Raw genomic sequence first — 12,623 nt, forward strand, 5'->3', positions numbered from 1 at the left:
CCGATTTCCGCGCCGGCGGCAACGAAGGCCTCGTCGGGGACGCTGGCGGTGAGCCCTGCACCGTGCTCGACCGTCACGCGATGGCCGGCAGCCACCAGTTTCTTCACCGTTTCCGGCGTGGCTGCGACGCGGGTTTCGCCTGCGGCGCTCTCCTTCGGAATGCCAATTCCCAATGCCATGATGTCCTCGACCGATTTGTATACGGCACGCGGCGCTTGACCCACCGCCTCCCCAATGCCCTTTGCCAACGCAAGCGATCACGGTAGAATCACCTGAATCCGTGATTATGTGATCACACTATGTGATCATAATCTACGATCAATTTCGATTTGTCAAGACGATGCGAGGAGGAATCCATATGCGTTCAAGAACGAGTGCGGAAACGGGAGCGGGATCAGCCACGAAAATTGCGGCGAGAATCGAGATGAGTGCGACAGTGAGCGCAGAGACGACGATGAAAACGGAAACGGACATGAAGACCGACGCAGCCGAAGAAACGCCAGCGATGCACCTTGCAGTGGCGATGGATCGCTACGCCCATACACAGCCGTTGTTCGACGGTACGATCCGGATGCCCGGCCTGGCACTTGAACGAGTGGAGGTGCCGCTAGGCCAAGTGTTCAAGCGCTTCTGGCAGGACGCGCCCTGGCCCGTCGTGGAAATGTCGCTCGGGAAATTTGTGGCCCTGCTCTCGCGCCAGACGCTGGACTGTATTGCCTTACCAATATTTCCGTACCGGGTCTTCCGCCACGGGGCGTGGTACGTGCTGCACGACAACCCGCTCACGCCCACGCAATTGCGCGGCAAGCGCGTGGGCCTGTCAGACTGGCCGCTGACAGCGGCGATCTACGCACGCGCATTGCTCACGCAACAGTATGGTGTCGCGCTCGAGGATATTCATTGGGTGGAAGCAGGCCTGGAAGCACCTTCGCGAATCACGGCCGAGCCGACCGCTGTCGATGGAATGGACATCACGCGCGTGGCCGATCGCTCGCTCGTCGACTTGCTGCGCACAGGCGACCTCGACGCAATCATCGCGCCGCACCTGAGCGCGGTATCGAGCGAAGGCCTGCGGCACCTGCTGCCCGACCATGCCCGCGACGCCAGGCGTGACTGGCGAGCCACCGGCGTCTTTCCGATCATGCACGTCATGTTACTGCGAGGTGACGTGGAACGCGATCGTCCCGGCACAGCCGCGCAACTCATGGCAGGCTTTCATGCCGCCAAGGTGCATTGCATGGCAGAGTTCGACGCGGCGGGCGCAACGCCGTATCCGCTGCCTCTGCTCGACGCGCACTTGGCAGACCTGCGCGCGATCATGGGACATGACGTATGGCCATATGGCGTCGAACCCAATCGCGTCACGCTCGATGCGTTTCTCAACTTCGCCCACGCGCAGGGCGTCACACCCTATCGGATGTCGATCGAAGAAGTGTTCCCCCTGGCGTGCGAACCGGCCCCTCCTGCCGGCAACTCAACCGCTAACTGAACCCGCAGGGCCGGCGCGATCGCCGGCCCTGCGGCATCAAGCAATCAGGCGCCTGCGCCCGTCTGGTACAGCTCGATCTTGTTGCCATCCGGATCGCTGACGTAGATCGTGAGCCCGTAAGGCCCGTCGTGCGGCCCCTGGACGAACAGCACCTCGGCCTGCTCGAGCCGGCCGGCCAGCGCGCGCACGTCGTTGACCTCGAACGCCATGTGATCGATCTGGCGCGCCTGGCGCCCTGGCTCGGGACCGCCGGCGGTCAGTGCGATGCCTTGCTTGAATGCCGTAAACGGCCTGCCGTCGGCCAGCGGCTTCGCCGGTCGCACAGTGAAGCCCAACAGGTTGATGTAGAAGTGCTCGGACGCCTTGATGTCGGCCACCTGCATCAGCAGATGCCCGAAGCCGAGTGTCCTCGGCGCGACCTGCGCCTCGATCCAGTCCAGCACCTCCCCCGAGTCGGTCAGCTGGCACAGGTAGTGGCTCCACACCTTCTGCGCCGTCTGCTCCCACTCCTCGTTGACACCCGCGATGCAATCGCGCACGGCAAGCACGTCGTAGTCGCGCAAGTAAGCCTCACGAATCGACGTTTCGACACAGGCATTCGTTGTGGTGCCTGTGACCATGAGCGTCTGCGTGCCCAGCATCTTGAGCATCATTTCCAATCGCGTCTCGTAGAACGCGCCGAAGCGATGCTTGCGGATCACGTAAGACGGATTCACCTCCGAGAGCGGCTTCAGTTCGTCGAGGATCTGTTCGTCCCATGTGCCAGCGAGCGCCGATACCTGCTTGCGCTTGGCGGTGTGGCCCGCGAGTTGCTTGCGCGCCCGGCTGTGGTCGATCGCGAAGTGCTCCTGCACCGTCCAGATCACGGGGATGCCGACGGCCTGGCAACGCGCGATCAGCCGCGCAAGCGGCTTGACCGGGGCCGAGAGGCGTTTCGTATCGAGTCCCGAGAGGCCCAACGTGCCGTCCTCGTGGCAGAAAGCATTCTGCATATCGATCACAAGCAGCGCGGCATGGCGCATGTCCAATGCTTCGAGTGCCATGGTCAGACGTCCTTTCGATCGATGCCGAGCACGCCGGCGCGCGCCCAGTTTTCCTTGGGAATCTCCTGGATGATGACGTGCAACCCGTCGGGCTTGACGTCGGCGTGCGTCACCATCGCGTCGGTAATGGCACGCGTCAGCGCGCGTTTCTGTTCGACCGTGCGGCCGGTCCACATCTGGATAGTCACTACAGGCATGCTCCACCTCCTCTCGGTTATCGATTGGCGACATCCTCGCGCACGAGGGCATCGTCGACATTCGACGGCGACCAATTCGGCGCCGCCACATCAAATCCAGTCACGAAATCATTGCCGGCACGGTTCTCGCCGCGCACCAGCCACAAGGGCCGCCCGGCGTAGTTGATCAGCGGGTCGTGCCGCGCCATCGCGCGATGGGCCGGGTGTGTCGGCGCGCGCACGAACAATGATGTCGCCGGCATGTATCTCACCCACAACTGCGCGCCGTGCGCGGCTTCAGCGTCCACCGACATGCTGGTCACGTCGTGGAGCGCAACGTCAACTTCGTTCGCAGCGCCTGACAAGTCGATCACCGCGACGATGCCGGCCAGCGGCTCCACGGGCCAGCAACGCGCTTCGCCGAGGGTGCGCCGCGCCGGTGCCCGGCCCGCAAGACGCAGTTCGCTGTCCCACAACACCACGTCGGGCCCGAGCCGGACCGCGACCGCGTCGACGAGCGCGTCCGATTCGCACAGGTCGAGCACTTGCCACGCGTCGAGGAAGCGCTGCGCGTAGCCCCACGGGTTATGAACGCCCGACAGCAACGCCACCGGCCAATGGCCCCGCTGCGCCGCCAGCCTCGCTGCCGCTTCCCGCACGCGCCCAAGCGGCACCGCAGGCAGCGCGACGCGGCATCGCGTCGTACCGCAGGCGTCGACCGTCACGGCGGCCCCCATCGTCACGCCGGCACAGTGACGCAGCGCGCACGTCCTGCCGCACCCGTCACCTCGCCGTCCTCGTATACGACTTCTCCGCGCGAGATCGTCATCACGGGCCACCCCTTGAGCTTCCACCCGGTATAGATGCAAGTGCCCTTGCCGGTATGCTCGACTTCGCGCGTCTCATCGAGATCGACCAGCACAAGGTCGGCATCCGCGCCTGCGCGCAACGAACCCTTTTTCGGCCACAGCCCGAACCGCTGCGCCGCGTGGGCCGACGTGAGTTCGACCAGACGGGGCAACGGCAGGCCGCGCTGATGCACACCGAAATGCAGCAGCAGCGCGAGCTCCCATGGAAAGCTGACCACCCCGGGCAGTTCAGCCCACAGGTCCTCGCCCTTCTTGGGAAGGAACGGCACGTGGTCACTGCCGAGGCTCCACACGCCCCCGTTGGCGACGCCCTCCCACAACCCGGCCTGCTCGGTGGCATCGCGCAACGGCGGTGAGATCTTCGCCTTCATGTCGAGGTCGGGATCGTAGGCAGTGCGCGTAAGGTAGTGTGGGCAGGTCTCGACGGTCACATCGATGCCGCGCGCGCGCGCCTCGGCCGCCAGCACCGGCCCCATGCCGACGCTCGTGTGCACGAGATGCAGCGGGCAGCCCGTGCGCTCGGCCAGGAACAGCATGCGACGGATGGTCTCCACCTCGCAAAAGGCCGGACGCGATTCGGTGTAGGCCCCCAAGTCCTGGCGGCCCGTCGCCTGGATCTCCTTCTTGATCCAGGCGGCGATCGCCGTGTTTTCGCAATGGACCGACACGACGCCGCCCGAAATCGGCTTGACCTGCCGCATTGCGGCGTAGACCCAACCGTCGGTGGCCGGCACGATGCCGATCGGGTTGTCGGGTTCGTAGCCGAAGTAGAGCTTGAACGACTTGACGCCCGTATGCGCAACGATCTTCGGGATTTCGTGAATGTGCTCTTCGCGCTGGATACCGAAGTGAAAGCCGAAATCGATGACGGCATTCGCTTCGCCTAGCGCGCGGCGCTCGTCATAGAACGGCAGATACGATTCCTTCGTATTGCGCGCGTACAGCAGCACTGTCGTGATACCGCCTGAGGCGGCCGCCTTCGTCTCAGTCTGCATGTCTTCGGGATACGGATACTTCACGCCCAGATGGCAATGCGGATCGATCAGGCCCGGCATCAGCACCCGGCCACCGGCGTCGATGACGCGCCGCGCTTCGGGCAGCGCGTCGCTCGTGCCGGTCATCACGATGCGGCCGCCCTGGATCGCCACCCCGCCATCGAATTCCCCCGTCGCGTCGACAACGCGCGCATGCTTGATCACCAGTTCCACTTTCATCGCGTCTCCTTCAGAATTGCTTCGATGCGCGGGCGAATGCCGCTCCATTGGCTTGCCCCGACGGTCACCGGCGCCCGTCGGCCAAGTCCGCGCGCCCATAATGCGCGCCGGCCCAGCGCGCTCGCCGCCTCGAAATCGACGCCGCCCGGGGGGGCCGCCATGTCGACCACCAGCGCGTGCGCCGGCAGGCGGGCAAGTACGTCCTCGCCGATGACGCGCGCCGGCACGGTGGAAAACAGCATGTCGAGTTCGGCGGCTTGCGCTGGCAGCGCCGCCAGCGCATGCGCATTCGCATTCGCGGCATGCGCTGCCGCGCGCTGGACGGCGTTGCGGGCAAATACATGCGTCTGCGCGCCCAGGGCGACCATGTAGCGCGTGAGCAGGAAGCCGATCGTGCCCTGCCCCACGATTCCGACACGGGACTTGTGAATCGTGATCCGGGTGTTCTCGATCACCACCTTCAGCAAACCTTCTATGATCGCCGGCCCTCGCAACAGCATCAGGTCCTCGTCCCACTCGTATTCATGAAGGCCGATACCCGTGGCTTCGGCGTGCCGCTTCAGGTTGGCGTCGGCCCAGCCGAGGATGATGTGCGCGCCGGGGCGCATGTGACCGAGCAGTGCGGCGTCGGGAATGATCGGCGCCGGTGCCTCGGGGGCGAACAGGGCGCCATTCGGCGCGATGCCCGGAATCGGGAACAGCGCGAAGTCGGCACCGTCGAAGGCATCCGCTGCACATTCGGCTTGCGTCACTCCGGCGATGCCGCCAGCCGGCCACGGGAAGCCATAGCCCCGCACTTGTGCGCCGGTCAAGGCGGCCAGGCGGGCGATCTCCTGCTCGCGCTCGTCACCGCCGACCACGGCGATCACGGTATTGCGCCATACGTCCTGCGAGACGGCTTCAGTCATGTCCATGCTCCCTGACGAGTGCCAGCAGGCCGGCACGGTCCAGTTGATCGATACCCATGCGCTGCGCCGTGCGCCCGGTCTGCCGGAATGGCGTCCCGGTCAGCGCCTCGCCGAGGCCCAGCAGGGCGTCGGCCGTCGGGGTCGGTACCCCGGCCACCCGCGAGAGCGCGATGAACGGCACCAGCCCGTGGCCAAAGTCCTCCAGGTAGTAGCGATGCTGCAGCGAATCAGGCGCCTTGATGCGCTGGTTCGCCTGCCCGCCGGCAATCGCCGTGACCAGATCCGCGGCAGGATCGTCGGCTCGCCCCACCCGGTTCGCCTCGCCTTCGACGGTGCCGATGAGACGCATCTCGTCGACGAGCGACGGCATCTCATGACCGAACGCGCGCGCTGTGGCGCGCCGCTCGTCGTCCAGGCGCGCCATCACGCGTGCCACGCCCGGCGTCATGCCTTGCACGTAAAACGTGAAATCACCCTGCGTTGCCTCGACCCACGCCGCACCGAGCACGGCGCCCGGCGGATGCAGCACGAGATTGGCGTTGGCGAGATCGGCGGCGAGCACGTCCGCCACCGGCGACGCGTTCGGGAACATGGCTTGCGCGGCGACCAAGGCCTCGGCGCCGCCAGGCAACGCCCCCACGCGCACCTGCTTCGCGCGCCCCGTCACCCTCACTGTCGCGCCGTCGCACTTGCGCGCCACGTAGGTGAGCGTAGAGAACTCAGCCACCGGCGGCAGGCGCCGATCGACCTCGGTAAACGCGTGCCTAAACTCGAGCGCCCCACCGGTATGCCCGGGGTTCATCACCACTGGAAGATGGCGGATGCCGGCCTCGGCAAGCTGGCGGGCGATCTCGCCATGAGTGAAGGTCGGCAGGCACACCAGAATGGCCTGCGCGCCCGCCACGGCCTCCTGCAAGTCGGCGGTGATGCGCGACAGCGGCACGAAACCTTCGCCGAGCACGCCCTCGTGCACCACGCCGCCGCGCGCCTGAAACGGCGCCAGCGTGCGCTCGGAACGATTCCACAGCGCCACATCGAAGCCGCGCTGTGTCAACTCCACGGCAGCGGCCGCACCGCCGGCCCCCGCGCCCAGTACTGCGATTCTTGACATGTCGATCTCCCGGAATTACTGGTGCAGGACGCCTTTCGCCTCGAAGATTCTCCGAACCGTCTGCATGTATTCTATGAATTTCGGATCCCGATGCATCTCCCAGGTCCGCGGGCGCGGCAGGTCGATCGTCAGGTCGAGATCGATACGCCCCGGGCGCGGCGACATCACCAGCACGCGGTCCGCCAGGAACACGGCTTCTTCGATGCCGTGGGTGATGAAAATGACCGTGTTCTTGACCGACAGCCACAAGCTTTGCAGGTCCATGATCATCTGCTCGCGGGTGAGCGCGTCGAGCGCGCCGAACGGCTCGTCCATCAGCAACAGGCCCGGGGTCTGGATCAGCGCCCGGCAGATCGCCACGCGCTGGCGCATGCCGCCTGACAGTTCCGCCGGGTACTTGGCGCCGAAGCCCTTGAGGCCGACGGCCTCGAGCAATTGCTCCGCCTTCGGCACGAAGGCCGCGCGATCGCGCTTCTTGATCTCGATCGGCAGCAGGATGTTGTCGAGCACCGTACGCCAGTAGAGTAGCAGGTCCGACTGGAAAACGACCCCGGTCTTGGGGTGGGCTCGGCGGATTTCCTCGCCGTCGATCGCGATACGTCCGGCGCTGACTTTGGCGAGGCCGGCCACCAGGCTCAGCAGCGTGCTCTTGCCGCAGCCGCTGGGGCCGACGACCGCAATGAACTCGCCGGGATTGACGTTGATGTCGGTGCGGTCGAGCGCAAGGATCTCCTGGCCTTCGCGCGTTTCATAGCGCTTCATGACCTGCTGGATGTTGACCGACACGCTTGTCTGGGAAATGGGATTGGCGTTCATGGACAGGTTCCGCATGCGTTGGGATCGTCTGGATCGACGCGCGTCAGACGGCGCTTTCCTTCTGGTACACGACACGCCGCTCGACAATGCCGAGGAGGACGTAGAGCACGATGCCGATCATCGAGATCATCACCACCGTGGCGAAGTTCAGCGTCGTGTCGAACTGGGAATTGGCCTGCAGCTGCAGATAGCCCAAGCCCTTTTCCGCCGCGACGTATTCGCCGATAACCGCGCCGATGACGGCCAGGCTAATGCCGACTTTCAAGCCGCCGAAAATGTTCGGCAACGCCGCCGGCAGGCGGATCTTGAAGAAGGTCTGCCATTCCGACGCACCCATCGAGCGTGCGAGGTTGATCATGCCCTTGTCGAGCGCCTGGAGACCGACAACAGTCGAGATCACGATTGGGAAGAACGAGATCAGGAAGGCGAGGAAAACCTTGGGCGCCCAGCCGTAACCGAGATACAGCACGAGCAGCGGTGCGAGTGCCGCCTTCGGGATCGTCTGCAGCCCCACGAGCACCGGGTAGACCGCCTTTTCAAAGAGGCGCGAATAAAAGATCGCCAGCGCGATCGGAATGCCTGTGACGATGGCGGCGCCGAAGCCGAACACCACCTCAAGCAGGGTCACCTGCGTGTGCGTCCATAAGAGGGCGTAGTCGGTCACGGTCCGCTTGAGCACGTCGAGCGGTGTCGGCAGCACGAAAGTCGAGATGCCGAACAGCGGCACGCTGAACTGCCATACGATGAGAAGCAGCACAACGAGGGCCGGCGCGGCGGTCGCTTCGAGCACGGCACGCCGCACGCGCCGGTACTTGATAGCCGGCACCGGCAGGTCGCCCGTGGGTCGATCGATCAAGGGAGTCATCGGGGGTTCTCCAGTCAGGTGAGTGAGCGTGTTGGAACGGGGTGCCTGCGGTGATTCGTACGGTGCGCCCGGTCGCGGGGACTCGGCTGCGAACAGCGGTACGGCACCCGGCGGCATGCCGGCCATCGACATGACCAGTCCGTACATGCAACCATCCCACAGAGCGAGCAGGCGGATTCGGCTGACTAGCGCGGCATCGGCGTCGCCACGCCGGGCACGTTCGCCTTCGGCGCCGCGCCTCATTTGGCCCCCGCCAACAGGTCGTTGGTGTAATAGGTGCTCGCCGGCTTGTCGGGCACGGGCTGCCCCGCCCACTTGAGCAGGCCGAGCGCAGCACTCACGTTGGGCGCATCGATCCAACCCAGTGGGTGATTGGCAGGCTTCGGCGTGGCCGCCTGACTGGCCTTGACCTGGCGGGTAATGATGCCGAGCTTGGGTGCGGCGGGCCAACGTGCAGCCACGGCGCGCGCGCCTGCCTCGGGATCCTTGTCGGCATCGGCAAAGCCCTTAGCCGTCGCCTGCAGAAAGCGGGCAAGCACGTCCCGCTTGGCTGCGATAATGCGATCGCTCGACACGAGCGCCAGACCCGGAATGGTCAGGCCGTATTGCGCGAGGTCCATGCGCACGAGATTCGGCCCCATGGTGTCCTCTAGCATCGGCAAGTCATTGTTGGCATAGACGCCGATCACGTCGACCTGCTTGGCCAGAAACTGCGTTGTGCGCGCTTGGCCATTGACCTGGACCCGCTTGACGTTGCCGCAGTTGACACGATTGACACTGCACAGGGCTTCCAAATATTCGGTGGTCGTATCGCCGACCGCGGTCACGATCGACTTTCCTTCCATATCCTTCGGCACCCTTACCGCCTTTTCTGGATAAGACAGAAAGCTGATGGGCGCCTTGGGTTCGTACAGCGCGATGAGCTTGACGGGCATTCCGCGCGCGATGGCCGACAGCGCGTAGATGCCCGGCAGCACAACGATGTCTTCTTGCCCCTGCAGCAGCGCGCCCAGTGCACCTTGCGCGCCTGCTCCCTCGCCGATCGTGACGGACAGTCCGGCCTGCCGGTAGTAGTCGCGCTCCTGAGCAAGATACAGCGGCGCGTATTCCCCCTTGAGCTTCCAGCTCAGCCTCACCTTGACCGTATCTTCGGCGTGCAGCGGCGCACTTGTCGCCGCCGCGAAGCCGGCGGCGAGCATGCATACGGGAAGGACCGAAACGATTCGCGCCAGCCACCGCGCCATCCGGCGCGGTGTGCGCAAACATTGCCTGGTTGCCTGTTCCACCATTGTCTCCTTGGGTTTGCGTGACGCTTCAAAGCGAGAAACCGGCACTGCCCATTACTGCCTGACTGCCATGGCTTGCGTGCCGTTGCTCACCATGCAATTTCTTGATTATTATGATCACATATTGTGATCACGAATTTCGGGGGTGTCAAGGTGAAAATATTCGACGACGTACGACGCTGGCAGCCGGGCCAACTCGGCTGGTCGGTGCCTGGAAACACCGTTCCGCGGAGACTCGACCGCTGGGCGAAAGGCGCTGCTGACATGGCCTCGCAATCGCGAGGATGGCGATTCCCGCGCGTGGCATTGCCATTAGCGCCCGGGGTCTTCGATCTGTCGGTGCACGATGGGCGCGTGACTGAGTGGCGGGCGGCTGCGGGACCGGCGCAAAGCCTCTGGCTACCGCCCTTGGTCGAGCGGCACGCGCATGCCGACCGCGCGTTCCAGGCGAACGCAGCGATGCCGGCGTCACTCCCGGATGCGATCGGTCTGGCGGAAAGTATGCGTGGCATTTCGAGTGAGGACGAGTTCTACCACCGCGCGGCGAGGTATTTCGATTGTGCCCTAATGCATGGCGCAACGCGCGTCCGAACTCACACCGATGTTGACGACCTTGTGGGCGAGCGGGCCTTGCGGGGGGTGGTGGCCGCCGCGCGCGACCGTGCGGACAAGATGGACGTCGAGATTGTGGCCTTTGCCAATGCGCGCACCGACCCGGCGAGCTCCGCTGGCCGGGCGCATCTAACACGCGCCTTGGCGCTCGGCGCAGGATGGCTGGGTGCCGTGCCGGCCTTTTGCCGGTCGCCCGCCAAGGCCGTCGACGCGCTGCTCGATCTGGCCAGCGAAACGGGCGCACCGGTCGACCTGCATCTCGACGAACACGGCGACGCCGACGCATCGCTAACAGCATGGGTTGCGCACAGTGCACGCGAGCGCGGCCTGCAAGGGCGTGTCACGATCAGTCACGCGTGTGCGCTGGCCGCCCTGCCGCACGCCGAGCGCGCGCGCATTTGCGAGGCGCTTGCCGAGTCGGACATCGCGGTCGTCGTTCTTCCTGCCACAAACCTGTTCCTGCAAGGCCGTGGCGAGGGCACCCCGCGCGAACGCGGCGTCACGATCGCGCGTGAATTGCTCACTGCAGGCGTTCGCGTGGGCTGGGGCAGCGACAATGTGCGCGACGCATTCTTTCCCTACGGCAACGCCGATCCGCTCGAGGCGGCCTTCCTGGCCGCGCTCGCGGCGCACGTCGACGATGTCGCGCAGTTGCTGGCAGGCATCAGCGATCACGCGAGTGCGCCGCGCGTCGGCGAGCCGGCGAACTTCGTGCTGGTGCCCGCCGACTCCTGGCGCGATGCGCTCGCGCGACGTCCCGGCGGACGCCTCGTCTTTCGTAACGGTGTACCGGTCACCGGCGATGCCGCTTCGGCAGACCTATGCAAGACATGATGATGACGCGGGCCTGCAGATGACGCGCCACAAACGAGATTGCCTTCAGGCTGGTTGAAGTATCATCGCTTCAGGTCAGATCATCCAGTAGCGTCTTGGCTTGTTGCCAGTCAGCGCAGTCGAAGCCCTCAGTGAATGTGCCATGGATCGTAGCCAGGGTCTGGCGCGCAGCGTCCACCTTTGCCTGCCGTCGCCATAACCGGGCCAGGCTCAGCACGGCCTGCAACTCCAGTGACCTGGCGCCCTGTTCACGGGCAACGGCGATTGCCTTGTGAAAGCAAGCCTCAGCTTCTTCGTCGCAGGTGAACGCGCGAGGTCCCACGCTTGGCTGCTGGAGTATCAGTTCCCCCTTTAACCGATGCAGCGTCGCTTCGTCTATCCGCTCCCCCGTTTCCTCCACCGCGGCTAGCGCCTCAGTCAGGACCTCCAGTCCGGTGTGGGCGTCCCCGGCTTTCTCATAGGCTTCAGCGAGCAAGGCCAGAAGGTTCGGCCTTCCCAGTGCCGCGCCAGCCGCCGCGTAGGCAGCGAGGCCCTGGCGTATCTGGGTAACCCCCGCCTCATGACTGCCTTGCTCGGCCAGCACCCAGCCTTGCAGGACGGTTCCCCACGCCAAATAGATGGGAAACCCTTGCTCGCCCGAAATCGCGGTAGCGGCCTCCGCGTACTCGCGGGTCAACCACGCCTCACGCCGACATCGGTGCACTTCGGCTGCGAAGACAAGGCAAAGCGCGAGGTTGGAGGCGTCGGGACGGTTCCTGGCCAGAACTAATGCCTCCTGGCAGCGCGTGCGGGCCAGATCCGGCAGGCCCTGATACCACAGGATCCAACCTAACGTACTCATGGCATGTACGGCCGGGTCTCGCCCGTAACCCAGAAGAAAGTCGCAGTCCGGCTGGTCCGGGCGCTGCAGTGCCAGCACCTGCTCCATATGGGTGCGAGCCACACCGATCTGGCCCAGACGTAACGCGGTAGCCCCGAGTGCACGATGCCCCTCCGCGAGCTGCTCCGGCTTCTGCGTATCCAGCGCCATGCCAAGCAGCCGCTCCGCTAGCGGGCGCGAAATCTTGTACTGCGCCCGCAATTGATAGAACGTCCACAGTCCTAGCTGCGCCGAGAAGAAATACGGTGTTTGCCCACCCTGATCGCACAATGCCAGCACGCGACGGTAAGTGGCCTCGACTTCCGGGGCAGCCTGACCTCGGGTGGCGATCAAGGCCGGCCCGAGCGTTAGCAGTAATTCAAGTTCCTGGCACGTGCGCTCCGGCGTATCGGGCAGTCGTTTGAGCAGTTCGAGGGCTGTGCCGAGGTGACGGATCGCTTCGATCTGAGCGGAACGCTGGAGGGCCTGCCGGCCGGCACAGTGCAGGTAATTGACGGCCTTCGGAAGGTTGCCGCTGTGA

At 65.0% G+C, this 12,623-nt stretch carries 11 protein-coding genes and 2 pseudogenes; 2 read left to right on the plus strand and 11 right to left on the minus strand.

What is annotated here, in order from left to right:
* Positions 1-173, minus strand: a pseudogene (locus tag PTE30175_RS27670) (NAD(P)(+) transhydrogenase (Re/Si-specific) subunit alpha); the annotation flags it as partial.
* Positions 174-472: 299 nt separating this feature from the next.
* On the opposite strand from PTE30175_RS27670, the gene PTE30175_RS27675 reads away from it, so the two are divergent.
* Positions 473-1,489, plus strand: a complete 1,017-nt coding sequence (locus PTE30175_RS27675) for a substrate-binding domain-containing protein (protein WP_150700281.1) — start codon at positions 473-475, stop codon at positions 1,487-1,489.
* 44 nt (positions 1,490-1,533) lie between these two features.
* Here PTE30175_RS27675 and PTE30175_RS27680 read toward each other — a convergent pair whose 3' ends face one another.
* The 9 genes from PTE30175_RS27680 to PTE30175_RS27720 form a co-directional block, all read right to left on the minus strand.
* Entirely contained in the window at positions 1,534-2,532 is a 999-nt protein-coding gene (locus PTE30175_RS27680) for an isochorismatase family protein (RefSeq protein ID WP_150700282.1), read from the minus strand.
* 2 nt (positions 2,533-2,534) lie between these two features.
* Entirely contained in the window at positions 2,535-2,804 is a 270-nt protein-coding gene (locus PTE30175_RS27685) for a tautomerase family protein (protein ID WP_263596306.1), read from the minus strand.
* Positions 2,747-3,445 carry a resolvase gene (locus tag PTE30175_RS27690; RefSeq protein ID WP_150700284.1) on the minus strand — a complete coding sequence of 233 codons (699 nt, stop codon included), beginning with the start codon at positions 3,443-3,445 and terminating at the stop codon, positions 2,747-2,749. Before PTE30175_RS27690 ends, PTE30175_RS27685 begins: the two co-directional genes overlap by 58 nt.
* 2 nt (positions 3,446-3,447) lie before the next feature.
* Positions 3,448-4,791, minus strand: a complete 1,344-nt coding sequence (locus tag PTE30175_RS27695; RefSeq protein ID WP_150700285.1) for a dihydroorotase — start codon at positions 4,789-4,791, stop codon at positions 3,448-3,450.
* A complete protein-coding gene (locus tag PTE30175_RS27700) occupies positions 4,788-5,699 on the minus strand; it encodes a dipicolinate synthase subunit DpsA (RefSeq protein ID WP_150700286.1) in 912 nt (303 codons plus the stop codon). The genes PTE30175_RS27695 and PTE30175_RS27700 overlap by 4 nt, the downstream gene beginning before the upstream one ends.
* Complete coding sequence (locus PTE30175_RS27705) at positions 5,692-6,810, minus strand: NAD/NADP octopine/nopaline dehydrogenase family protein (RefSeq protein ID WP_150700287.1); 1,119 nt, start codon at positions 6,808-6,810, stop codon at positions 5,692-5,694. The genes PTE30175_RS27700 and PTE30175_RS27705 overlap by 8 nt, the downstream gene beginning before the upstream one ends.
* A gap of 15 nt (positions 6,811-6,825) precedes the next feature.
* Positions 6,826-7,626, minus strand: a complete 801-nt coding sequence (locus PTE30175_RS27710; RefSeq protein ID WP_150700288.1) for an ABC transporter ATP-binding protein — start codon at positions 7,624-7,626, stop codon at positions 6,826-6,828.
* Between the two features lie 43 nt (positions 7,627-7,669).
* Positions 7,670-8,491: an ABC transporter permease gene (locus tag PTE30175_RS27715; protein WP_150700289.1), complete on the minus strand. Its 822-nt coding sequence runs from the start codon at positions 8,489-8,491 to the stop codon at positions 7,670-7,672.
* 239 nt (positions 8,492-8,730) lie between these two features.
* Complete coding sequence (locus tag PTE30175_RS27720) at positions 8,731-9,780, minus strand: ABC transporter substrate-binding protein (protein WP_150700290.1); 1,050 nt, start codon at positions 9,778-9,780, stop codon at positions 8,731-8,733.
* 297 nt (positions 9,781-10,077) lie between these two features.
* Here PTE30175_RS27720 and PTE30175_RS27725 point away from each other — a divergent pair, with 297 nt between their 5' ends.
* The gene (locus PTE30175_RS27725) at positions 10,078-11,223 is read left to right on the plus strand and encodes an amidohydrolase family protein (protein WP_191629254.1); all 1,146 of its coding nucleotides are present in this window, start codon (positions 10,078-10,080) and stop codon (positions 11,221-11,223) included.
* Positions 11,224-11,293: 70 nt separating this feature from the next.
* On the opposite strand, the pseudogene PTE30175_RS27730 reads toward PTE30175_RS27725, so the two are convergent.
* Positions 11,294-12,623: pseudogene (locus PTE30175_RS27730) on the minus strand (hypothetical protein); the annotation flags it as partial.

It is taken from the genome of Pandoraea terrae (genome assembly GCF_902459695.1).
Taxonomy (GTDB): domain Bacteria; phylum Pseudomonadota; class Gammaproteobacteria; order Burkholderiales; family Burkholderiaceae; genus Pandoraea; species Pandoraea terrae.